20 protein-coding genes are annotated in these 22,651 nt (G+C 53.8%); 6 read left to right on the forward strand and 14 right to left on the reverse strand.

The window, feature by feature from the left end; genetic code table 11:
* Window positions 1-2: 2 nt before the first annotated feature.
* The 3 genes from ccoO to PUV47_RS14335 form a co-directional block, all read right to left on the reverse strand.
* Window positions 3-737: a cytochrome-c oxidase, cbb3-type subunit II gene (ccoO, locus tag PUV47_RS14325; protein WP_274219263.1), complete on the reverse strand. Its 735-nt coding sequence runs from the start codon at window positions 735-737 to the stop codon at window positions 3-5.
* A 15-nt stretch (window positions 738-752) separates the two neighbouring features.
* Window positions 753-2,411, reverse strand: coding sequence for a cytochrome-c oxidase, cbb3-type subunit I (ccoN, locus tag PUV47_RS14330; RefSeq protein WP_274219264.1), 1,659 nt, complete (start codon window positions 2,409-2,411; stop codon window positions 753-755).
* 170 nt (window positions 2,412-2,581) lie between these two features.
* Window positions 2,582-3,643, reverse strand: coding sequence for an AbrB family transcriptional regulator (locus tag PUV47_RS14335; RefSeq protein ID WP_274219265.1), 1,062 nt, complete (start codon window positions 3,641-3,643; stop codon window positions 2,582-2,584).
* A 173-nt stretch (window positions 3,644-3,816) separates the two neighbouring features.
* Between PUV47_RS14335 and hemN the strand changes: the two genes are divergently transcribed.
* Complete coding sequence (hemN, locus tag PUV47_RS14340) at window positions 3,817-5,166, forward strand: oxygen-independent coproporphyrinogen III oxidase (RefSeq protein ID WP_274219266.1); 1,350 nt, start codon at window positions 3,817-3,819, stop codon at window positions 5,164-5,166.
* A 42-nt stretch (window positions 5,167-5,208) separates the two neighbouring features.
* Here hemN and PUV47_RS14345 read toward each other — a convergent pair whose 3' ends face one another.
* From PUV47_RS14345 to PUV47_RS14370, 6 genes are all read right to left on the reverse strand, one after another.
* Window positions 5,209-5,928 (reverse strand): Crp/Fnr family transcriptional regulator, encoded by a 720-nt coding sequence (locus tag PUV47_RS14345; protein ID WP_274219267.1) that lies wholly within the window; start codon window positions 5,926-5,928, stop codon window positions 5,209-5,211.
* 246 nt (window positions 5,929-6,174) lie between these two features.
* Complete coding sequence (locus tag PUV47_RS14350) at window positions 6,175-6,516, reverse strand: response regulator (protein WP_274219268.1); 342 nt, start codon at window positions 6,514-6,516, stop codon at window positions 6,175-6,177.
* Window positions 6,517-6,696: 180 nt separating this feature from the next.
* Complete coding sequence (locus PUV47_RS14355) at window positions 6,697-7,308, reverse strand: response regulator transcription factor (RefSeq protein WP_274219269.1); 612 nt, start codon at window positions 7,306-7,308, stop codon at window positions 6,697-6,699.
* A gap of 63 nt (window positions 7,309-7,371) precedes the next feature.
* Window positions 7,372-8,463, reverse strand: a complete 1,092-nt coding sequence (locus tag PUV47_RS14360; protein ID WP_274219270.1) for a two-component system sensor histidine kinase NtrB — start codon at window positions 8,461-8,463, stop codon at window positions 7,372-7,374.
* A gap of 92 nt (window positions 8,464-8,555) precedes the next feature.
* Window positions 8,556-9,743, reverse strand: a complete 1,188-nt coding sequence (locus PUV47_RS14365) for a pyridoxal phosphate-dependent aminotransferase (protein ID WP_337994505.1) — start codon at window positions 9,741-9,743, stop codon at window positions 8,556-8,558.
* 170 nt (window positions 9,744-9,913) lie between these two features.
* Window positions 9,914-10,660, reverse strand: a complete 747-nt coding sequence (locus PUV47_RS14370; protein WP_274219272.1) for a hypothetical protein — start codon at window positions 10,658-10,660, stop codon at window positions 9,914-9,916.
* Window positions 10,661-10,803: 143 nt separating this feature from the next.
* Here PUV47_RS14370 and PUV47_RS14375 point away from each other — a divergent pair, with 143 nt between their 5' ends.
* Window positions 10,804-14,355 carry a PAS domain-containing hybrid sensor histidine kinase/response regulator gene (locus tag PUV47_RS14375; RefSeq protein WP_274219273.1) on the forward strand — a complete coding sequence of 1,184 codons (3,552 nt, stop codon included), beginning with the start codon at window positions 10,804-10,806 and terminating at the stop codon, window positions 14,353-14,355.
* 83 nt (window positions 14,356-14,438) lie between these two features.
* On the opposite strand, the gene PUV47_RS14380 is transcribed toward PUV47_RS14375, so the two are convergent.
* Entirely contained in the window at window positions 14,439-15,122 is a 684-nt protein-coding gene (locus PUV47_RS14380) for a response regulator (RefSeq protein ID WP_413697790.1), read from the reverse strand.
* 735 nt (window positions 15,123-15,857) lie between these two features.
* On the opposite strand from PUV47_RS14380, the gene PUV47_RS14385 reads away from it, so the two are divergent.
* A complete protein-coding gene (locus PUV47_RS14385; protein WP_274219275.1) occupies window positions 15,858-16,223 on the forward strand; it encodes a hypothetical protein in 366 nt (121 codons plus the stop codon).
* 55 nt (window positions 16,224-16,278) lie between these two features.
* A complete protein-coding gene (gene pip / locus PUV47_RS14390) occupies window positions 16,279-17,262 on the forward strand; it encodes a prolyl aminopeptidase (RefSeq protein WP_274219276.1) in 984 nt (327 codons plus the stop codon).
* A gap of 6 nt (window positions 17,263-17,268) precedes the next feature.
* On the opposite strand, the gene PUV47_RS14395 is transcribed toward pip, so the two are convergent.
* On the reverse strand, window positions 17,269-17,772 hold the full coding sequence (locus tag PUV47_RS14395) for a secondary thiamine-phosphate synthase enzyme YjbQ (protein ID WP_413697789.1): 504 nt from the start codon (window positions 17,770-17,772) through the stop codon (window positions 17,269-17,271).
* Window positions 17,773-17,877: 105 nt separating this feature from the next.
* On the opposite strand from PUV47_RS14395, the gene PUV47_RS14400 reads away from it, so the two are divergent.
* Together PUV47_RS14400 and PUV47_RS14405 are read left to right on the forward strand one after the other, a co-directional pair.
* Window positions 17,878-18,846, forward strand: coding sequence for an alpha/beta hydrolase (locus PUV47_RS14400; protein WP_274219277.1), 969 nt, complete (start codon window positions 17,878-17,880; stop codon window positions 18,844-18,846).
* A gap of 68 nt (window positions 18,847-18,914) precedes the next feature.
* Window positions 18,915-19,784: a thioesterase family protein gene (locus PUV47_RS14405; protein WP_274219278.1), complete on the forward strand. Its 870-nt coding sequence runs from the start codon at window positions 18,915-18,917 to the stop codon at window positions 19,782-19,784.
* Between the two features lie 79 nt (window positions 19,785-19,863).
* Here PUV47_RS14405 and PUV47_RS14410 read toward each other — a convergent pair whose 3' ends face one another.
* The 3 genes from PUV47_RS14410 to PUV47_RS14420 form a co-directional block, all read right to left on the reverse strand.
* Complete coding sequence (locus PUV47_RS14410; protein ID WP_274219279.1) at window positions 19,864-20,397, reverse strand: hypothetical protein; 534 nt, start codon at window positions 20,395-20,397, stop codon at window positions 19,864-19,866.
* An 89-nt stretch (window positions 20,398-20,486) separates the two neighbouring features.
* Complete coding sequence (locus PUV47_RS14415) at window positions 20,487-21,107, reverse strand: 2-hydroxychromene-2-carboxylate isomerase (protein ID WP_274219280.1); 621 nt, start codon at window positions 21,105-21,107, stop codon at window positions 20,487-20,489.
* A 73-nt stretch (window positions 21,108-21,180) separates the two neighbouring features.
* The gene (locus tag PUV47_RS14420) at window positions 21,181-22,647 is read right to left on the reverse strand and encodes a hypothetical protein (protein WP_274219281.1); all 1,467 of its coding nucleotides are present in this window, start codon (window positions 22,645-22,647) and stop codon (window positions 21,181-21,183) included.
* Window positions 22,648-22,651 lie beyond the last annotated feature (4 nt).

Below are 22,651 nucleotides of genomic sequence, written 5' to 3' on the forward strand. Positions count from 1 at the left end.
CCTTAACGCAGGTTCGCGTTGTTGTCGTAGAGTTCGAAGTCTACGAGAGTGCCGAGCATCTGCAGATAGGCAATCAACGCGTCCATTTCGGTGATCTGAGAAGGATCACCGTCAAATGAACGTGCCAATGCACCTGGGTAGCGCTCCTCGAAGCCATCGATGTCACCGCGCTCTGGATCCGCCTGTGCAATCAGGTCCGCTCGTGCGTACTTGATCTGATCTTCAGTGTACGGCACGCCATACATTGCATTCAGCTCAAGGTGATCCTGAATGTCACGGGTGTTCAACTTGTTCTCAGCCAGGAATGGGTAGCCAGGCATGATGGAAGTTGGAGACACGGACCGCGGGTTGATCAGGTGGTCGCGCTGCCATTCGTCAGAGTACTTGCCACCGACACGAGCGAGATCCGGACCGGTACGCTTGGAGCCCCACTGGAACGGACGGTCATACATGGACTCCGCTGCCAGAGAATACATGCCGTAACGCTCCAGCTCATCGCGCAATGGGCGGATCTGCTGTGAGTGACAGGTATAGCACCCTTCACGCACATAGATGTTGCGACCAGCAAGCTCCAGAGGGGTGTAAGGACGCATCCCCTCCGTCTTCTCGATGGTGCTCTTGAGGTAGTAAAGTGGAACGATTTCCACCAGACCGCCGATGGACACCATGACCACGATGCCAATGGTGAGGATCAGCGAGTTCTTTTCGAATATTTCGTGTTTTTTCCAAGCAGACATTAGCTGTTCCCCTGATTACTCGGCTGCTGCCAGACGGCCATCTGGCTGTGCGGCAACGGCTTCTGCGCTCTCACCATGGCGTGCAGTCATGTAGAGGTTGTAGACCATGATAAGTGCACCAAGGAGGAACAGACCGCCGCCCAGAGCACGCATCACATAGAATGGGTGCATGGCGTCCACGGTTTCGATGAAGGAGTATTCAAGGAAGCCGAGGCTGTCGTATGCGCGCCACATCAGGCCCTGCATGATGCCGGATACCCACATCGCACAGATGTACAGAACGATACCGAGGGTAGACACCCAGAAGTGCCAGTCCACCAGTCTGAGGGAGTAAACGTCCTTCTTGTTGTAGAGCCACGGAATGAGGCAGTACAACGCGCCGAAGGAAATGTAACCAACCCAGCCCAGTGCGCCAGCATGTACGTGACCGATGGTCCAGTCTGTGTAGTGAGACAAAGAGTTCACTGCACGGATGGACATGACCGGACCTTCGAAGGTGGACATGCCGTAGAACGCTACGGACACAACCATCATGCGCAGTACAGGGTCGGTACGTAGCTTGTCCCATGCGCCGGAAAGCGTCATCAGACCGTTGATCATGCCACCCCAAGAAGGCATCCAGAGGATAATGGAGAAGGTCATGCCAAGGGTAGATGCCCACTGTGGCAGGGAGGTGTAGTGCAGGTGGTGTGGACCTGCCCAGATGTAGATGAAGATCAGTGCCCAGAAGTGCACGATAGACAGGCGGTAAGAGTATACCGGACGGTCAGCGCGCTTCGGGATGAAGTAGTACATGATGGCCAGGAAGCCTGCGGTCAGGAAGAAGCCCACCGCGTTGTGACCGTACCACCATTGCACCATCGCATCCTGCACACCAGCCCAGACGATGTAGGACTTGGAGGAGTACATTGAGATCGGCAGCGCCATGTTGTTGAACACATGGAGAACCGCGATCGTTACGATGAATGCGAGGTAGAACCAGTTGGCCACGTAGATGTGCGGCTCTTTACGCTTCCAAAGCGTACCGAGGAACAGCAGCAGATAGAACACCCACACAACGGTGAGAAGGTAATCTGCATACCACTCTGGCTCAGCATACTCTTTGCCATGGGTGACACCGAGGAGATAACCGGTACCAGCCACGACAATGAACAGGTTGTAACCCAGAACCACAAACCAAGGCAAAATGCGACCAGGCATTCTTGCGCGGCAGGTACGCTGCACCACATACATGGAGGTAGCAAGGAGTACGTTACCACCGAACGCAAAAATCACTGCAGAGGTGTGCAGTGGACGCATGCGACCGAAGTGGGTCCATGGGAGATCAAGATTGAGTGCCGGGTAAGCCAGCTGGAGAGCGATGATCAGGCCTACGAGGAAGCCTGCGATACCCCAGAAAACTGATGCCCACGCAGCGAATTCGACCGGCGCCATGTTGTAGTTTGGCTTACCGTCGACCTCCTGCGGGATCGGCATGGTGTCGCCATCGAAATAGCGACGGAAGATGAAGAAGGTGCCGACTGCTGCCGCAAGCGAAATCAAGCTGGCGTGGAACGCCAACACTTGGTCAAAGGTCTTTCCTGCGATGATCAAACACAGGAAGGCTGTTGCAGCGAGAAGAAGAGCAAATCCCCCCTCCTCTAGCGACAGGTATCTGGCTCTTCGTTCTGACATATTGCTAGCCCCATCCACTGTGACAAAACTTAGATTTGGAATCTCTCGGTATATTTAGTTACCGCGCCATACGACGCCCTTGATCGAAGTCAAAAACCCCGGGGCGCCCTAAGATAAAATTGCTCTAAATCGAAATATTTTTGAGGTCTAGAGGCTATAAGGGGAAAACCCTAAACTTTAGTCTTAGGCCCTAATACCAGTCGGGTCGCAAATGGCAAAACGAACAGCATCCCGATGTAGCGAAGAATCTGGTGCGTTGCGACGAAGGCCGGGTCTAGATTGAGTACGAACGCAAGCAGCGTCATCACCTCCAGCCCCCCCGGCGAATAGGCCAGCACAAGCTGCCCAAAGGACAAATCCAGAAAGTAAGACGCGACAGCAGATACGGCGACACAGACTGCAAAAACGATCATAAACGAGCCAATGGAAACCCGTAGCCAGCTCATAACCTGAGCCGGAGAGGTGGACCCAAAACGAGCCCCGATCATGGCCCCGAAGAACATGAAGACCGGCACCTCAACCCATGAGGGCAAATGAACCGGAACTGTCGCCGTGACGTTGAGCGCTGAGCTGACAATAAAGGCGCCGGTGAGCAGACCTGCGGGTATACCAATTCGGTCGGCAATTAGAGCCATTGGGACGCATGCAGCAACAAGGATGAGCATTTGAAAGGGCGTTGAGTATGGCACCGATGCCACAACCGCTCCCGTAACTGGCTCTGAGGTGGAAACCAACAGACTTGGCAGAAATGCGAGCAAAACAAACAACCGGAACACCTGCACGGTCATTATGCGCGGCAAATCGGAGTTCCGCTCTTCTGCCAACACCGCGACCAGCCCCAGAGTGCCGGGAATCGACGAAAAGTAAGCGGCGTCCTTGCGCCAGTGGCACAACTTGCTCAGAAACTGGTAGGCAGCAAAGACCATCAGCCCCATGGTTGGCCCGATGAGCAAAATTGTGATCGGCCATGAACCAACACGCTCAAATGCCTCCGGGGTCACACCCGCTCCCATGGATATGCCAAGAACGACCATGGCGACCTTTTTCAGTAGCTCCGGAAACTCCAGCGGAACACTGAGAAAGGCGGCAGCCGCGACGGCGATCATTCCCCCTGAAAGATAAGGGGCAGGCAGACCGAGAAGGTCGAAAAAAGCACCGCCCAAACCGGCGATGACAAGGGCGTTGAACGTCTTTGTTGCAGTGCCAAAATGAACGCCATCAAACAGCTTCATAAAACCTCCGATTTTTGTGAATATTGAAAGGATTTTGCGCTGCGGCGCCAGAGAGTGTTCCCCGCCAGCAAAAATCGCGAGTCACACGGGATGAGAGAGGTTCTAATCTACGAAATTTCGGGGAGCTTGATAAGGATCAAAGTTATTGAAACGGTTCTGCGTATTTTACCGATATGACTTCGCTCGAATTACGTTACGCAACGCAAAGCGTTCCTCGTTACACCTCATATCCAACCGCTCCTCACTTTTCTGAGGCCGTTTCCGGCGCAGATTACGAGGGCTGGCTTGCAGCCATACCAGAGGACACACCCCTCTCGCTGTATCTGCATGTGCCGTTTTGCCGTGAGATGTGCCACTATTGTGGCTGTAACACGAAAGCCACAAAGCAAGATGAGCCGGTGGTCGCTTTTACGAAGACACTTCGAAAAGAAATCTCAATTGTGCTGCAGAAGCTAGGAAGCAAACGCCCTGTTCAACACATTCACTGGGGTGGTGGCACGCCGAGCCTTTTGCCGCGAGAAGCGTTCTTGGCGACATTCGAGCTGCTGAAGTCCGGCTTCGAATTTCTGCCAGATCTTGAACATGCCATTGAACTGGACCCGCGCACCGTCACTCCCTACCTTGCTGAGACACTAACGATGGCCGGCGTGAACCGCGCCTCCCTTGGTGTGCAGGATTTTGACCTGACCGTTCAGGAGAGTATCGGCCGGGTTCAGTCATTCGAGTGCGTCGAAGAAGCCTGTAAGGCCCTGCGGGGTGCTGGCATCAGCGAGATCAACTTTGATCTCATGTACGGGCTTCCGCATCAAACATCCGAGACCATTCTCAGAACCGTGGACCTGACCAAACAGCTAGCACCGGGCCGCATTGCCCTGTTTGGCTATGCTCATGTGCCATGGTTCAAGAAACACCAAAAGCTGATAAGCGAAGATGCTCTTCCAAAAACACAGGAGCGTATCGAGCTTTCAGATATCGCAAGAGATGCGCTTATCGCTGCAGGATACACCGCGATTGGGCTGGACCATTTCGCGCTGCCAGAAGACAGCATGGCCGTCGCCTTGAATGACGGAACGCTAAAGCGGAACTTCCAGGGCTACACGACCGACAAGGCCGAAACCCTGCTCGGCTTTGGACCCAGCTCCATTGGCTTCCTGCCAAAGGGCTATGTCCAGAACATACATGAGACCCGCGAATGGACCCGTCAGGTTGAAGATGGCGCACTGCCAATCAAGAAAGGGATTGCCGTCGACGCGGACGATCTATGCCGGGCTCACATCATTGAACGGCTGATGACCGCCTACGAGGTGGACATCGCAGAGGCTGCAGAACGGTTCGGGCTGAACCTCAACGGCTTTGCTGAAAGCTTTGCGCAGCTTCAACCGTTGCAAGCCGATGGACTGGTGTCCATTGATGGAAGTTTGGTGAAGGTGACCCAAGTGGGCGAGCGCTACGTTCGGGTAGTGGCAGCGGCATTTGACGCTTATCTGCACGCCAACGCTGCGCGGCATTCTGTGGCCGTGTGATCCGGCCACTTTGCTTTGCGGGGAGCCTTTTCCGCTCGGTCCTTAGTGCATTCCGGTAAGCTGGCAAATGCCGCAGACGTTCTGGATCTGGATGCTGTCCTGCTTTTCTACCTTGATCAGACCCTTACGCTTCAGCTGCGAGATGACGCGGCTCACCGTTTCAATTGTCAGGCCGAGATAGTCAGCGATTTCCTGGCGTGTCATGGAAAGAACAACGGACCGCGCATCAGGCACATCGGGGTTTGCGGGGCCTGAGCAGTTTGCGCCACCGCGATCCGGCACAAGGCTCATCAGAAACGTCGCAACGCGCTCCATGGCAGACTTGCGGCCCAACAACACGGTGTGATCGTGCAGGTGCTCCATCTGGGAAAGCAGGCATCGATTGACGTAGTGCTGAAGCAGCGGTGACGTTGCCACCTCACGGGTTTCGTAAACCTGAAGCTCTACGGCGGTGAGCGCCTCTGCGGTGCAGTCGAATGTGTCGTGATTGGTGAAGCCCAGCATGTCGCCAGCGCGCAGGACATAAACCACCTGTCGGCGGCCATCCGGCAGCAGCTTGTAGAGCATCATCACGCCTTCCAGCACTTCGTAAATGCGGTCTGCGCGGTCGCCCTCGTAAAACAGGACTTCGTGTGAACCCAAGCGATGTTTGCGACCTGAGCCGCTCTTGGAGCCACTCTCACGGTGCATGTCATTATCGATGTCAGTCAAGGAAGTAGCACCATCCGCCGCACAAGACCCAGCGTACAAAACCCGTTCCATTTTCCCTCCTCGCACCTGAACTCTCAGGTGCATAATGCACTCCGAAAGCAACATCCAAGATATACCTTATCTCGAAAAGCCTTCGAAATACAGAGCATCGACACCCGTCAATATCGACGCTCTGTTGTTACGAGCATGAATTGCAGAAGTACGCGGCTCTTGGCAACGTCAAAATCCGCAAGACCACTTAACTTGGAGATTTTTGGGAAGTTTTTTTGATGTGGCGCAAAGCTTTGCCCGCTAAAATCAAACCGGAATAAATTGCAATAAGCTCTTTTCTTCCAATGGCTTACGTACAATTTTCGGCACAAAACCATCAATAAAAATTTGATCTAGATCTCTCCGCGGCAAGCCAGTCATTGCGACAATTTGCGGCGGCCCACCTTCTGCGGATAACTTGCGAATGATGTCGCGACCCGCCATTCCTGGCAGGGCAAGATCGACAAAGACAATATCGGATTGCTTGGGGCGCGAGGCCTCAAAAAAAGATTCGCCATCAATGTATGTTTTGGTGTTCAGTCCCAGTTCCTCAAAGAGGCAGCTGATCGCATCCCGGACTGAAGCATCATCTTCGATGACGTAGATCACTGATTACACCAAGTCTTTCTTTACGGAAGCGCCACCGGTTTATACAGAATACAGCGCTTAGTCGTAGTTTAGGCTCTACGCCTTTATATACAACACAGACAATGGTGTAGTGCGTAATTACCCACTCAAGGGTGATCACGCACTTTTATTTGACAGATTCTAAGTAAATGTACGTCAGTATTACTGCGCAGGCGGCTCGCCGGTCAGTACAATACGAACGAGATCTGCCGCATTACGCGCACCAAGCTTTTCCATGATGCGAGCGCGGTGAACTTCCACCGTACGCGGAGAAATCTTGAGATTGCGGCCAGCTTCCTTGTTGGAAGAACCTGCAGTGATCTCTGTCAACACCTGACGTTCACGAGGCGTGAGATTTTCAGCGCCCGGGAAATTGAACTGGCCATGTGCGCCAGCGCGGGTCACAGAAGAGATCGCCTCACGCACGCGAGAGATGATTGCATCAACATCGAATGGCTTTTCGATGAAGTCATATGCGCCATACTTGATCGCCTCCACGGCCATTGGGATATCGCCCTGACCGGAGATGATGAAGATTGGTGCTTCAAATTTTTCAGCGTTCAGCGTTTTCAGGATATCGATACCTGAACGTCCAGGCATATGCACATCGAGCAGTACGCAGTTTGGTACAGTCGTTTCAACGGCACTCAGAAATTCTTCTGCGTTTGCATAAGCCCCGACCTCGAAGCCTTCGGTTTCGAAGAGCAACGAAAGCGCGTCACGAACCGCGGGATCGTCGTCAACGATATGGATCACAGACGGTGCAGACGTCATCACTTTGGTCCTTCAGTTCTCTTGTCTTTGTTTGTGCCACCAAATCAAGAAGAGTGGCACTGGTTACTTTGACGGAAGCCGAAGAACGAAAGTGGCACCCTTGCCCTCTTCCTTCGGCTCTACAAACAAATCCCCACCGTGGTTCTGCGCTATACTGCGAGAAATCGCAAGTCCTACACCCAAACCGCGCCGCTTTGTCCCAGAAAATGCTTTGAATAGCCCATCAATTGCTTCCGGACTGAGACCTGGACCCGTATCGGTTACACGAATGAAGACGTTGTCTTCAGAAAGCTCGACGTCGATGAGGACACGCTTGACCGGTGACTTGGCAACGGCCTGAGCCGCGTTTCTGATCAAGTTCACCAGGATCTGCTGGACCTGTACGCCGTCAATGTTCGCCTTATATGAGTAATCATCAAAGGTTGACGTAATTTCAACATCTTCAACATCGATGCCGACGCTCACCAGTTCGATGCACTCATCAACCACTGTTGCAAGCGTTTCATCTTTGCGGCGCAAGTCTTGCTTTTCGACGAAGTTGCGCATGCGCTGGATGATCTTGCTGGCACGCTCCGCTTCAACGACCGTTTTTTCCATCAGCTTGACGAGCTGAGCGTCCGGATTTTCCGCAGTGCGGGCACGCCGGGCAGCGGTCTGCAAGTAGAGCATGATTGCCGTGAGCGGCTGATTGACCTCGTGCGCGATGGCAGCGCCCATTTCATCGAGCGCGTTAACACGGGTCATCTTGACGAGATTTGCCTGCAATTCTGTCAGACGGGCTTCAATCTCCTTGCGGGAGCGCAGGTCGCGAACAATCCCGATAAATTGGTGATCGTCAGCCGTTTTTGCCTCGCCGATGGACAGATCAAGCGGGATTGGCGTCCCATCCTTGTGCTGGCCCATTACCTCACGCCCGATACCAATGATACGGCGCTCGCCGGTATCCAGATATCGCTGCATGTAGCTGTGGTGCGCGTGTGCGTCCTTGGCCCCCATCAGGATGCTCACGTTTTGCCCGACGGCCTCATCGCTTGAGTAGCCGAACATTTTCTCGCAAGCCTTATTGAAGAGCAGGATCTTACCGGCCTTATCGGTCACAACAATGCCGTCTGCGGCCGTGTCGAGTACGCTATCTAGACGCGCACTTGAATCCATGATGTGGTTCCTTGGTACATACTGCGTCCTTTGACTTACGCCAAAGGTGGATGGGTATTTTGACTAGGTGCTACCGTATGCAGACTCTCCGGTCAATCACCTATCCAGCGACATAATAGTCTTGATGCATCGTTTAACTGCCCTATATCGCGGGCGAAACATAACCGAAAGAACGGTTTCCCGCCCGGCCCGAAGGCTGTACCGGGAGCCAACCCAACCCCTGTTTCACGGAGGATTGCGAAAGCAGTTTCACGAGAGTCAGCCAAGCCATCTATCGAGAAAAACAAATAAAACGCCCCGTCAGGCATAGAGAGGTTTAGCCGCGAGTGTTTCACAAAACGCTCGGTCAGGAGCGCGCGACCCCTTTGCGCCTTCTCCACCTGAAATTGCAGAAACTCATCCCCGTTCTGTAATGCGGCAACTGCCGCGCGCTGCATAAATGCCGCAGTGCCAGAAGTGGAATATTGGACAAGGTTTTCCACTATTTGGCCCATCCCCTTAGGGCAGGAAAGCCACCCGATTCGCCATCCTGTCATGGCCCAGTTTTTCGAAAACGTGTTCACATAGAGAATTGGGTCATCATCCTGAGCCACATCGTAGAAAGATGGCGCACGTTTTTCCTCGCCGAATACGAACCGGCCATAGACCTCATCGGCTATGATCCAAAGGTTGTTCTTCAGAGCGAATTCACGGAGTTCGGCGAGGGTTTCGCGGGTAGCAACCCAGCCAGTCGGGTTGCAAGGAGAGTTGATGAACAGGGCCTTGGTTTTTGAGGTAACCGACGCCTGGAGAAGCTCCATATCGAGCTCCCACCGCCCCTCAGAAAACTGCATTGGGACAAAGACAGGATGCGCTCCTGCTATCCCGGCACAGGCAGCCAAATTTGGCCAAACAGGGCTTGGAACGAGAATCTCTTCCCCTGCGGATACAGTTGCTTGGAGCGCAATGAGGATTGCATGCATACCTGACCCGGTGACGAAAAAGCGATCAGACGAGAAAGGCCGCCCGTACACGTTTTCATGGTAGTTCGCCAGAGCCTCTCGCAACTCTGGAAGGCCACGCTGATAGGTATAAAAGGTCTCGCCATCCCGAAGGGATTTGTAGGCTGCCTCGCAAATGAAATCCGGTGTTGGAAGCTCTCCTTCACCCACCCAAAGAGGAATGAGATTTTCCTGCTCCCTCCCTGCATTGACGAGCTCGACAATGCCACTTTCTGGCGCACTGAGCGCCTGCGAACGCAACGTTCCCAGCACCCCCTCAATTCCTTGCATGCGATGCATCCCCCCGTATCAAACGGCCGTGTTTTTTCCGGCTCACAGACTAACCCATTCGTCAAGGAACGGAAGAGCCCTCATTAGGGGCAAGACTTAGTTTATTGCGTTATTCTCAACATTTAGAACGCAAATGCTCCAGTATTTGTACAGCGTAGAATTGCAAGGCCCACACACGCTCAATGCCGGGGTTTGGGCGGCTCTCGCTTGGGTTGTGCGCACGACGATGTTGGAGAGACAATAAATGCCTCCAAGGCGTAGGCATCGCTGCGCCAGCGAAACTCATCGTGCATCTGACTCAAGTGAACGCGCATGCTGTTGAGCAAAGTGAGTTCATCATGACCGCCGAGCTTGCAGTGGATGGGTAGATTTTCGAAGAACTCTGAGAACCGACCTGCCGGAATATCCTGAACAGGGCGCGCATTGACCATTGCAGCCGTACGAAGACGATAGCGCGTGTTCAACGTCATCTTGCGCCACTCCTCACAGGGCATGGCAGTCATGTCGCCATAGCTCTGCATTATGGTATTTGCGCATTTCCCCAAAAAGCCTGCAATTTCCTGCGGCGGATGCTTGCTCTTTCGGCGCAAAGAGTTCAGCGCCATTTCGCTAACATAGTCCAATGCAATGGCGTAGTTGGACCACCGTGCCTTTTCCAAGGCATAAAGGAATGCTCTGTCCTCCGACAAAACCGGCCAGTGCCGCCCCGCTCGGTATCGGGTGTATTCCAGCACAGACTTCTGCACTAGAAATGCCGCCCTGTGATCGAGATAGACCGACACAGCCCTCGGGTCACTAATGTCCCGATTTGAACGTAAAAACAAAAGGATACGTTGCCAAAGCTTCGGTTTTTCTATTTTAATTGGACTGGAATCACGAAAATCCCGGTGAGCGAGCTTTTTGATTTCTTCTTTGTTATTGCTCAAGTCCGGCCTCCACAAACTTATCATGTGCGTGGTTATGCGCTCGAGTTCTCTTTATATGGCAAGACTCTTGCCTTTCCATGAAGTTCGGTCAACTGTGATTTTCGAAAAGCCTAAAAATAACCCATTAAAGACGCGGGGTAACTATGCTTCAGGGCTGGGTGGTCGTGCTTGTGGCACTGGCCTACATACTGCTCCTCTTTCTCGTCGCCAGCTATGGAGACAGAGCAGCAAGGCTCAAGGGTTTTTCGGGTGCAGGCCGACCGCTGATCTATGCATTATCCCTGTCAGTCTACTGCACTTCCTGGACCTTTTTCGGCTCCGTCGGGCTGGCGACACGGAGCGGCATCGAGTTTCTGGGCATCTATATTGGCCCGATCCTGATGTTCTTTTTGGGCTACCCGCTTTTACGGCGCATTATCCATCTTGCCAAAAGTGAGCGCATTACCTCGGTAGCGGACTTCATTGCGGCCCGATACGGCAAGAGCCAGATGGTCGCCGCCATGGTGACGTTGATCGCCGTCATCGGCATGACGCCTTACATCGCCCTGCAACTGAAAGCACTGTCCCTTTCGGTCAGCACCATTGTGCAGAACCCGATCATGGCCACCTCGGTAGCACCGGAATACGTGTTCGGTGACGAGACCCTCCTGATTGCCATCTTCATGGCGGTGTTCACCTGGCTTTTCGGCACCCGCCACACCGATGCCACCGAGCATCAGGAAGGCCTCATGCTGGCCATTGCCATGGAGGCGATGGTAAAGCTGATTGCCTTCCTTGCGGTCGGCATCTGGGCCACATTCGTGCTGTTTGACGGGCCGGGCGAACTGCTGGCAAAGGCCAGCGAAGAAGGGGTGAAAAGCGCCCTGATCTTTGACAGCGCAAACCTCAGCAACTTGCTGATCCTGACCATGTTGAGCCTGTTCGCCATCGTCTTGTTGCCGCGCCAGTTCCACGTGACGGTGACTGAAAACAACAGTCCCGACGAGCTGCGCCGCGCTTCCTGGCTGTTTCCAAGCTATCTGATTGCAATCAACCTGTTTGTGATCCCCATTGCGCTGGCCGGCATGGCTCTCTTTTCGTCTGGCGTTAATCCGGACATGTTCGTGCTTGCACTGCCCCGCACTTTTGATGCGCCTCTGCTTACCCTCGTGGTTTTCGTGGGCGGGCTTTCTGCCGCAACTGCCATGGTGATCGTTACAACGGTGGCGCTCTCCATCATGGTCTCAAATGACCTTGTGATGCCTCTTATTCTGCGGCGCCGGACAGAAGATGAAATCATCGCCTCTTCCGGTGAGGACATGAGCCAGCTGATCTTGAACATTCGGCGAATGTCGATCTTCATCATCATACTGGGGGGCTACATCTACTACAGGGTTGCAGGCGATAGCGCAGCCCTTGCCTCAATTGGCCTGCTGTCGTTTGCGGCGATTGCCCAATTCGCGCCCTCGTTCTTTGGCGGACTGATCTGGCGCCGGGCAACGGCGCGGGGTGCCAAAGCCGCCATGATGGGCGGTTTCTTCCTGTGGTTCTATACGCTGCTGCTGCCGGTGTTCGCCAAGGAAGGCATTTTGAATCCCGAACTGCTGGAAACAGGCCTTTTCGGCATTGCGGCCCTGCGCCCTGAAGCGCTGTTTTTCACGGACATCTCTGATCCCTTCATCCACGGCGTGTTGTGGAGCTTGGGTTTCAACATCTTCTGCTACGTAGCGTTTTCACTGAGCCGCCAGCCAACGTCCATCGAGCGGTTGCAGGCAAATGTTTTCGTTCCAGCGGAGATCCACACCCCTCCTGCTCTCAGGCTCTGGCGCACCGCGATTACGACCGGCGATCTTCAGGCCACCATCGCGCGGTACATTGGTGAGGAACGCACCCAGCGCTCGTTTGATACCTATGCCCGCGACAACGGCATTGAGCTGAACGAGTATCAGGAGGCAGACGCCCGTCTCATTCGTTTTTCCGAACAGCTGCTTGCAAGCGCCATCGGCTCGGCTTCCGCCCGCCTCGTGCTTTCCCTGCTCTTCAAGCGCCGAGATCCGAACACCAAAGGCACCATAAAGCTTCTGGACGATGCCACCGAAGCCATCCAATACAACCGCGACCTGCTACAGGTGGCGCTTGACCAAGTGCGACAGGGCCTTGCGGTGTTTGACCGCGACCTGCATCTCATTTTTTGGAATCGCAACTTCCGCGAGATCCTGTCCCTGCCCATCGAATTCGGTCAGGTGGGGGTGCCGCTGGAGCGTATTCTGACATACAGCGCGGAACGAGGAGAGTTTGGCGACGGTGTGGTGGCCGACCTTGTCAGCGATCGTCTAAGCAACTTCATCGGCGCTCAAGACACCTATCAGGAACGCATGATGATGTCCGGCAACGTGCTGGAAGTGCGCACCAGTCCGATGCCTAATGGCGGATTGGTGATCACCTACAGCGACATCACAGAGCGCGTGATGGCGGAAGATGCGCTTGCTCACGCAAACGAGACGCTAGAGCGGCGCGTGCGCCAGCGAACAGCAGAGCTCACAAGCGTTAATGACGAACTCATGGAGGCCCGGCAAAAGGCTGAGTTGGCAAACCAGGACAAAACACGGTTTCTGGCTGCGGCGGGGCACGACATCTTGCAACCACTTAATGCGGCAAAGCTCTACTCCTCAGCGCTGAGCGACAAGTTTGCCACCCAGAACAATCCCAACAGTGATCTGGTGCGCAATGTTGAAGCCTCTCTTGAATCGGTAGAGGAAATCATCGGCACCGTCCTTGAGATCTCTCGGCTCGATACGGCAACGTTCCAACCTGAGTTCTCGGTGTTCCGTTTGGACGACATTCTGAAACCGCTGGAGACCCAATTTCGGCCGATTGCAGAGGAGAAAGGATTGCGCCTTAAGGTCATGCCAACGGACCTTACCTTGCATTCCGACAGGCGCCTGATGCGACGCCTGCTGCAAAACCTCATCTCCAACGCCATCAAGTACACTGAAACCGGTGGGGTATTGGTCGCCACCCGAAAACGAAAGCCTTCACTTGGAATTGTGGAGGTGTTTGACACGGGGCTAGGCATCCCCGAAGAACAACAGAAAGCCGTATTCAAGGAGTTCCAACGGCTCGACTCGGGCGCACGTATCGCCTCTGGACTAGGTCTTGGCCTCTCCATCGTAGAGCGCATCAGCCGCGTTCTCGATCACAAGGTCTCGCTTACTTCTAAGGTTGGTAAGGGGACCCGTTTTTCGGTCCAGTTCAAGGCTGCTGGCAACCTGCCGAAGGTGGCGGCTTCACCTGCAGCCAGCAAAACTGCAGGTCAGCTGGATGGACTGGTGGTACTGGCCATCGACAATGAGCCGAAAATCCTTGAGGGCATGACCACCCTCCTCAACACGTGGAACTGTACTGTCATCGGCGCTGAAAGCGGGATAGCCGCTGCCAAGAACGTTCACAAGACCGGCAAACTGCCAGACATCATCCTTGCGGACTATCATCTTGATGAGGGAACCGGCATTGAAGCCATTGGCCAGTTGCGGTGGAAGTTTGGCAATGACCTTCCGGCCATTTTGATCACGGCTGACCGCAGCAAAGACGTACGCGGTGAGGCGGAGGAGAAAAACATCCTGATCCTCAACAAGCCACTGAAGCCAGCAGCACTTCGGGCCCATCTTGCAAGGCGCAAGTCCGAGCTGGATGAAGCGGCTCAGGAAACCGTCTGAAACATACACGCCAAGACGAAAAAGGCTCCGAACCAGCAGGTCCGGAGCCTATTGTTTCAAGTCCTGTGCGCCACGACGGCTGATCAGGCCAGAGCGTTCGCCATCTGCTGCCACTGGCCAGCTTCAATCTTAGCGGCGGCAATGACAGCCTGCGTCCGGCTCTCAACACCGAGCTTCTGCAAAATTGCAGATACGTGGGCCTTAACGGTTGCTTCCGACACGGACAGCTCATAGGCGATCTGCTTGTTCAGAAGCCCTTGACTTAGCATCATCAACACACGCACCTGCTGCGGCGTGAGGCTCGCCAAGCGCCTTGCCATTTTTGAGGCTTCGTCTTCCACGCTCAAGTCAATATCCGGCGGCGTCCAAACACCCCCAGCCATGACCGTGGAAACAGCCTCCTGAATAACGTCTACCCCAAGGGACTTCGGAATGAAGCCCGATGCGCCAAACTCAATACAGCTGCGGATGGTTGCAGGATCTTCTGTGGCAGATACCACCAACACCGGGACGCCTACATATTGAGCGCGAAGATACATAAGGCCTGAGAACCCTCTCATGCCGGGCATCGTCAAGTCCAGAAACACCAGATCCACGTCCTCCTCGCGGTCCAGCGTTTGGGTAACCTCTTCAAGGCTGCCAACTTCGATAATTGATGCGCCAGTGAAGAGCTTTTCGATTGTCTGTCGCATTGCCCCGCGGAAAAGCGGGTGATCATCTGCGATGACGAAGTTCTGCTTTTCGGTTTGCACGCCGTGCTCCTTCATAGCTTAGCTTGCACGACCTCTTTCAGACGTCAGGTCTCCCTAGTCTCAGGTCCAGCAAACACGGACGTTGCCCTCCTCAACATTTTGAGTAAGTGCAACTGACGTTCCTCCTCGTGCTGCGGTTGCTGCGCCGCAACACCCTTCCCTATAAGTAATAGGGCATTACCAACGAAAGTAGCAAGCAATAAGTCAATAATTTTCACTTAGAATTGCATAAGGCAACCACTAATGCACATGGAAACAATTGATTTCAATTTATGTACTTTCAAATGAAACTCATATAATCCGAAAATTTCCAATAGAAGATAATCTGTTCTGTTTGGTAAACATCCCAAATCGTTGAGATTTAGATCTTTGAAAATCGCCCCTCCTCAGCCGAAGACTTAGCTCATCAAAGCCGAGTGACACATCTGAGGTAGCGCTTTTATTGTCTGGATACGCGACTTTGCGTCAGATGTGAATATTCGCAAAAAATCAACATCTTAACAATCTTGAAGCGACTACTACCCCACTCACACGAATATCAACTTTTAGTTGTGTATTTTAAGCATAGTCCGAGCCGAGTTGTCTCAACGACTCTATTCACAGCAACTCACGGGATAAGAACTACTTTGATTTCAAGTGCTCGCAACCATGTGAAGTGGATTTTTACATCAATCAAAAAATCCAATTGCGTTTTTCACCCCTACTAGGGTTATGATTGGATGTTACCGTAACGTCACTGTGGAGCACACAATGAACAACGACGGACATACAGCAGCAATGACTGTTGCACGCACTTGCATATTGTATTCGACCGGCACCCTCCTCATCATGGCCGGACTGAGTTTCGATCCAGCAGTGTCTTTCAAGTATGGCGCGCTCTTGACCTTCCTCCTTGCTGGCTTTTTGTTGATCAAAGGAACTGAAACCACAACGCAGACACAGCACTCAGATGCAACGGTTCCATCTTCCAGCCAATTGACCAGCCGCGACGTAGAGGATAACCAAAACCCCGAAACCGAGGCGCTGACCGCCGCCTATCTTAAAGGTTGCCAAGTCACTCTCATTTCAGCCCTTCTGTTGTGGCTGGTTTCTATCTGCCTGGCGGGGATGAACTAGTCCCGTCAGGTGGGAAGGTACGACTATTTCATTTAGTTTTTGCGGAGCGTTGCGCATGGGCTCATTCATGTTTCCAGCCATCCAGCCCTTTAACAGTGGCTATTTGAATGTGAGCCCTCTTCATCGGATCTATTTCGAGGAGTCAGGCAACCCCGAGGGAAAACCGGTTGTTATTCTTCATGGTGGACCGGGAGGCGGTTCAAGCCCGGCGATGCGCCGTTTCCACGATCCCCGGCACTATCGCATCGTGATCTTTGATCAGCGCGGCTGCGGCCGTTCCACGCCCTATGCGGAGCTGCGTGAAAACACCACGTGGGACCTCGTCGCTGACATCGAACGTTTGCGGCTTCATCTTGGTGTTGAAAATTGGCAGGTTTTTGGAGGGTCTTGGGGCTCAACGCTCGCGCTTGCCTATGCCCAAACCCACCCCGGTCGGGTTGCGGAACTCATACTACGCGGCATCTTCTTGCTGCGCCGGCAAGAGGTAGAGTGGTTTTATCAAAAGGGAGCCAGCGCGTTGTTCCCGGACTACTTCGCAGCCTACCGTGATTATATCCCAGAGGAGGAGCGGGCCGACCTCGTTGCGGCCTATTACAAGCGCCTGACCGGGGATGACAGAGATGAGCGCCGGGAAGCAGCGCGCCGTTGGGCTCAGTGGGAAGGCAGCACGCTCTCCCTAATGCCAAACCCTAGCCGCATTGACCAGTTCGGCGAAGAGAGGATGGCAATCGCCTTTGCCCGGATTGAATGCCATTTCTTCCAGCATCGAGGCTTTTTTGAGGTAGATGGCCAGCTCCTGAGAGATATCGATCGCATCCGCCATATCCCCGGAAGTATCATTCAGGGGCGCTACGACGTGGTAACGCCGGTGGAAGCCGCATGGGATCTGCACCAAGCCTGGCCAGAAGCCGACTTTACTATCGTGGATGACGCGGGTCACACAATGAGCGAGCCCGGTCTGACCGAAGCTCTGATCGCGGCGACGGAAAAATACAAATCCTGCTACGTCCCAGCACAGCGCGCTCACTCTGCTTCTTAGCGGTATTTATAGGGGCGCATCGGCGATATGGGTCCCTTGATAAACAAAGGTTAGCGAACGCCGGTGCGGCGGTCTGCGATATTCTGCCACGTAGATGCCTTGCCAAGTGCCCAAATCCAACTGGCCTACAAGAACAGGGATTTGCAGCTGCACGCCAGTCATCACACTCTTGATGTGGGCGGGCATGTCATCAGGCCCTTCGATGGTGTGCCTCCACGGACCATTTTCCGGCGCAAGACGATCCATAGCGGTTTTAAGGTCGAACAGCACATCAGGATCAGCGTTTTCCTGAATGGTAAGCCCAGCAGATGTGTGACGCATGAAAATGGTCAGCAATCCATCACGAACACCAACTTGCCCCAACCAATCAGAGACTTCCTGACTTATATCATAGAAGCCGATGCCATCAGTTTGTACCAGCAAACGACCCATGCTTTGGCGAAGCGGTGCTTCGGCACTATCCAGTGTCCAGACCTCAGTTGAGGCAACGTTACCCTTCCAACTTCGCATGGGTTTACTAACCTTTCTCACGTAGTCTTCACGTTTGAAGCAACAAAATGGCAGCGTCGGCACACTACAGCCCACAAGTGCTTTTGCCTAGTTAAGGGACCAGTCATGACATTCTCATTTCCTCACATTTCGATCTCCACAGAACTTGAGGAAGAGGCCCGTCAATTCAATGCAGCTTTGGAAGCGCAAATGACAGCCCTCCCCGATCAGTGGAGCTTTCCACCGAGTGTGTCGCGGGAGCGCCGCCTTCAAGGACTGGGAGCTTTTCCCGCGCCACAAATGAGCCCGACAGCCATCATGCTGAGCATCAACGGCCCCAAGGCACCGATACCGCTGCGCCTGTTCAAGGCCCCATCAGGAAACCCTCAGGGCGTCTTGCTGCATATCCACGGCGGCGGCTTCGTATTTGGATCGTGTGCTCACCAAGACCCGTACCTTGAAGCCCTCGCCGCCAGCGCCGACATTGACATCGTGTCAGTCGAGTACCGGCTGGCACCGGAGTACCCTTTCCCTGCGGGCCTGGAGGACTGCGAGGCTGCGGCCCTATGGATTACAGGGGAAGGTGCGAAACAGCACCAATGGCAAAAAATACTCATCGGCGGTGAAAGTGCTGGGGCAAATCTCGCGCTCGCCACCATGATCCGACTTCGCGACAGCCACAAAAAGGCGCCGTTCGAGGGGGCAATCCTGTCAGCTGGTTTCTATGATCTCAACTTGACGCCGAGTGCTCGAAACTGGGGCACTCGTCCATTACTTCTGAATACTAGAGACCTTGAGCTATTTGCCAAACACTACGTTCTGAGAGGACCGGATAAAACCCACCCGGAAGTTTCACCTTTGTATGCAGAACTCCATGACTTACCACCTACGATTGTAACTGTAGGCACAGAAGATCCTTTACTTGATGATAGTCTTTTCCTGGCGGCGCGATTACAGGCCACAAACTGCGAAGTTCACGTGGAAATCTATCCAAACGGATGTCACGTGTTTCAAAGTTTTGATCTCGGACTTGCCAAACTTAGCGGGGAAAGTATAGATACATTTATAAAGGACCGGCTTGGTCCACGGCGCTGACCGCCTACATATAAAGAAAATTGTCTATTTGCCGGATTTCTGGCCAAATCTATTCAAAAGGATAAGCAATGCCTGCCCTTGAAACACTATTGTCTTTCGTGAACACATGGGAGTGCGATGAGAACGACCATCTTAATGTTCAGTTTTACTTTGCAAAGTTTGAAGAGGCAGATCGTCAGTTCCGCTTGTTGACAGGTTTCAGTGATGCTGTTGCCGGTCCGCGTCGGGTACGCCATGTGCGCTACCACGCTGAATTGCGCTCAGCGGTTCCAATCAAGATCCGGTCGTACATTGCTTTCGACGGCCCGCATATGCTCAGTGTTGTCCACGAGATGATCGAGACATCCACCAACGAAATCTCAGCAACGGCCATTGATGGCTACACGCCGAACCAAAGCGCCGCCAAACAGCTCCGCACCCGGTTCAAGGATGTTGAGGACACCATGAACGCCAAGGCGAATCCAAGGGGTGTGTCGCCTTCACCGTTCGTCGGCAAGCCCACAATTGATGACCTAACATCCAACGGCTCCACCGTGACATGCCGCGGCACCGTTCTGTCTCGCGATGTAACTCCAGAGGGCAAAGCGGATGATGGCTTTGCCATTGGCCTGATCAGTGATGCAGTGAGCCATGCTTGGGAACGCACGCCCATGAAAACGTCTTGGCTTGATGAGAACTACTATGGCCGTATTGCCATGGAGCAGAAGTTGACCTGGATCAGCCCATTGAAAACTGGTGACGCTGTTGTGGTGCTTTCCAGCTTCACCGGTGTGCAGAACAACGTGTTCAGTCTGCGCCATCACATTTATGAGTCACGCACCAACCGACTTGCTGCGGTTTGCGACATGGTCGCGCTGACGATGGATCTTGAGAAGCGCAGTATTGTGCCGATCGAGAACGATGTGCGAGAGAAGATCCTGTCTCTTCAAGCAAGTTGATCCAAAGATACCTACCGAATGTAAAGAGGCCGCAGAGAAGTTCCGCGGCCTTTACTTTGCCAAGGCTGGAACACCCAAACTACTCGCTTGAAGGCTCCTGAGGCGCAGGATTATCAAAATCCTGGCGCAGGCCTTCCACCATATTGAAGAAGCGGCGCATCGCTTTCTCTGTAAAGTCAAGCGCCTGATCCAGCTTTTCCTCTTCATCAGGACCAAACCAGCCGTTCGATGAGGTGGTGGTTTCCTTCTCTTTCAAGACCGGCTTTATACCCTTGGCATCTGCAATGGTCGCAAGCTCGCGCAGTTTGGTGCTGATGTCGGCAAGGTCTTCGCGCAACTGCCTGTTCTCCGCTTCCAGAACCGCGATTTCCGCCTCATAGGCCAACACGGCATCTGCTGACGGTGTACACACCAACTTGCCCTGCCGTTCCTCGCAGAACGATATCGTACCGTCCGATTGGTCGAGGCGCATGACACCCGTGGCCGTCTCGGTTAGCACAAAGCGCGCGTCGCGAGCCTGAGCTGTTACCTCTTCTGCGCTAACGCCAAAGGAAACTCCCGCACTGGCAGCAAGCAGCGCTATCGCGATCAGGGATGTGAGTGGCTTTGCCATAGTCTCTCTTCAGTGTGTTCAACCGCATCTGTCAGAAATGCATGTTTGCATCCAACTACCTTAGGTCAGTTTAAGGTCCATTGAAGATTCTACAAAGGACTATAGGGTGCACGCGAAGACCGGAGTGCATCCTCAAGTAGATCCAACCGATCTTGGCCCCAGAAAGGCTCGCCTTTCAGAACATAAGCCGGTGACCCTACTACTCCCATTGATATTGCAAGTTTTTTGTTCTCTTCGAAAGCCTCCAAGATGTGGGGATCACGCGTCTTCTCCATGACCTCCTCCGCCTTGAGGCCCATCTGCAAGAGAATGTCGGATACAACTTGCTCGTCCCCAATATCCTTGTCTTCCGCCCATATTGCCTGAAACACCCTTAGGGAAAATTGCCCCACTGGCCCATCGGTTTCCTGCAAAACAACCGCCGCCAGATCAGATGGCAAAGGATTGGTAGGAAAGAAAGCTGGTTTGAAATTGAGCGCAACCTGACGCTTCTCCTTCCAGCGCTGTAGCTCGATCCAGCGGTAGGCCTGACGTGCTGGGTGGCGCTGACCAAGTGGCAAACCTCCGGTTTGCTCAAAGACCTGACCAAGCGCGACAGGACGAAAGTGAACTTTCACTTGGTATTGCTTCGTCAAACGAAGAAAATCCTGATGCCCGAGATAGGCCCAAGGCGACATATGGGTATAGAAGTAATCGATTTGCTCAGACATGGTTCCTCCGGATTCAAGCGCTGCCGCCACATTGGTGCCCCAAGGGAATCCGCTTAGCAACAGTTTTAGACTACTAGAGGCCCAATCGGCGTTTTAACACTGTCAAATTATCGGGATCAGCGTCGGGTAGAAACTCCTCAAGCTGCAAGTCAGAAAGCTCAATTCCTGCTTTGCGGCGCGGGGCAGCGTGACCATCGCTAAAGCTAAGCTGAAAGACCATCTGCGTTTCAGGCAACTGCTCCAGCTCCCGCAATGGGCCAAACCGCGCCAATGTATGCTCCTTGAAGACCCTGGCAACAATCCGCCATGCCTCTGGTCTCTCAGAAAGCAGCGCCTTACCAATTGGAAGCAGCGACCCGCCAGCCGCGTCGCTGGGAACGCCAAACGACAACAGAACCGGGCCGGGTCTGGTCAGCCCCTTGGCGAATTCCGCATGCATGACTTGCGCACGCACTTGTTGGCTCGGGCGTTTCAACAGGTAGCAAGGCAGCCCTGCCTCCCTGTCCAATGGCACCAGTGTAATGGCTTCAGTGTCCGCAGATCTCCAGAAAGCCTCAATTGCGTCCGCCCCCAAGCCAACAGCTGTCACGTAGCCTAGCGCCTCAGGGGAAGAGCCCGAAAGCCCCAGAGGCACGAACGACCACCTGCACTGTTGTGTGTTTGAGCCAAGCGCCCTTTCAATCTCTTTTGCAGGCAGCAGCCGGTTCTTGTTCCGACAGCACAAAATTCCTTCATAGGCACCAGATGCCAATGAGTTTGGCAACTCGACCTTCCCAGGAGGTTTGATCAGGTTGCCTTCAAGGTCATGAAACTCCGTGTTCTCTGCGCGAAGCACGATACATCTCATCCCTCTCGGCTGGCCTTTATAGGCATAGCGAGCAAGATCCAGCCTTCCGATGTCCTCAGCTTCCAGCGGCTGCCAGGCAACCCCGTGAACCTTAGGCACGCTGCCAGTCGTTATTGGCTGCTCGGCCTCACCGTTTAACCAGCGCATTAAGGAGACGGGAGGGTGCGGGTGTTGCCGCCATACTTGCGAAATGGCCTCAGCACTCTGATTTGAATGCTCGGAAAGCGCCTGCCAGATAAACACAGGCGGCAAGACTGGAAGCTTTGTCCCTCGCAGCAAGCGCAGCAACATGGGCCGTCCAGCGCGCGGCATTTCATCCAGTAAAGATGCAAGCAGATTTATCTGTTCGCTTTTGTCAGTTTGCTGCCAACTCTGGATTACGGCAGATAGCCCGGGCGCATTATCCCCCGAGACGCCGTCGCCCGGCCACATCAGCGCCAGCGTTTCAGCCAGATCTCCGGAGAATTTGTAGGAAAGCTCAAAGAGTTCCGGTTCGAACGTCCGTTCTGCAAGCAACTTTACGGCACGTGGCGGCAAACTTGGCTTTAGTTTCCAAGTGCCAGCCAACAGCGCCAACGCATGGGCGGCGTCGAGGGAGGAGGAATGGGAGAGAAAGTCCTTGAGATAGGCACTCTGCCGCGCTTCGCTTGTCTCCAAACCGAGCGCTTCACAAAGCTCTGCAAATGCCCTCAAGGCC

Origin of the sequence: Pseudovibrio exalbescens, from assembly GCF_028737195.1 — a bacterium.
Classification (GTDB): Bacteria; Pseudomonadota; Alphaproteobacteria; order Rhizobiales; family Stappiaceae; genus Pseudovibrio; species Pseudovibrio zosterae.

What these genes read in the sequence shown, in the direction of transcription:
- hemN (WP_274219266.1), top strand. Translation starts at nt 3,817, where the DNA reads ATGACTTCGCTCGAATTACGTTACGCAACGCAAAGCGTTCCTCGTTAC.
- PUV47_RS14335 (WP_274219265.1), bottom strand. Translation starts at nt 3,643, where the DNA reads ATGAAGCTGTTTGATGGCGTTCATTTTGGCACTGCAACAAAGACGTTC.
- PUV47_RS14375 (WP_274219273.1), top strand. Translation starts at nt 10,804, where the DNA reads ATGCTTCAGGGCTGGGTGGTCGTGCTTGTGGCACTGGCCTACATACTG.
- pip (WP_274219276.1), top strand. Translation starts at nt 16,279, where the DNA reads ATGGGCTCATTCATGTTTCCAGCCATCCAGCCCTTTAACAGTGGCTAT.
- PUV47_RS14405 (WP_274219278.1), top strand. Translation starts at nt 18,915, where the DNA reads ATGCCTGCCCTTGAAACACTATTGTCTTTCGTGAACACATGGGAGTGC.
- PUV47_RS14415 (WP_274219280.1), bottom strand. Translation starts at nt 21,107, where the DNA reads ATGTCTGAGCAAATCGATTACTTCTATACCCATATGTCGCCTTGGGCC.
- PUV47_RS14395 (WP_413697789.1), bottom strand. Translation starts at nt 17,772, where the DNA reads ATGCGAAGTTGGAAGGGTAACGTTGCCTCAACTGAGGTCTGGACACTG.
- PUV47_RS14410 (WP_274219279.1), bottom strand. Translation starts at nt 20,397, where the DNA reads ATGGCAAAGCCACTCACATCCCTGATCGCGATAGCGCTGCTTGCTGCC.
- PUV47_RS14385 (WP_274219275.1), top strand. Translation starts at nt 15,858, where the DNA reads ATGAACAACGACGGACATACAGCAGCAATGACTGTTGCACGCACTTGC.
- PUV47_RS14365 (WP_337994505.1), bottom strand. Translation starts at nt 9,743, where the DNA reads ATGCATCGCATGCAAGGAATTGAGGGGGTGCTGGGAACGTTGCGTTCG.
- PUV47_RS14380 (WP_413697790.1), bottom strand. Translation starts at nt 15,122, where the DNA reads ATGAAGGAGCACGGCGTGCAAACCGAAAAGCAGAACTTCGTCATCGCA.
- PUV47_RS14360 (WP_274219270.1), bottom strand. Translation starts at nt 8,463, where the DNA reads ATGGATTCAAGTGCGCGTCTAGATAGCGTACTCGACACGGCCGCAGAC.
- PUV47_RS14355 (WP_274219269.1), bottom strand. Translation starts at nt 7,308, where the DNA reads ATGACGTCTGCACCGTCTGTGATCCATATCGTTGACGACGATCCCGCG.
- PUV47_RS14345 (WP_274219267.1), bottom strand. Translation starts at nt 5,928, where the DNA reads ATGGAACGGGTTTTGTACGCTGGGTCTTGTGCGGCGGATGGTGCTACT.
- ccoO (WP_274219263.1), bottom strand. Translation starts at nt 737, where the DNA reads ATGTCTGCTTGGAAAAAACACGAAATATTCGAAAAGAACTCGCTGATC.
- ccoN (WP_274219264.1), bottom strand. Translation starts at nt 2,411, where the DNA reads ATGTCAGAACGAAGAGCCAGATACCTGTCGCTAGAGGAGGGGGGATTT.
- PUV47_RS14400 (WP_274219277.1), top strand. Translation starts at nt 17,878, where the DNA reads ATGACATTCTCATTTCCTCACATTTCGATCTCCACAGAACTTGAGGAA.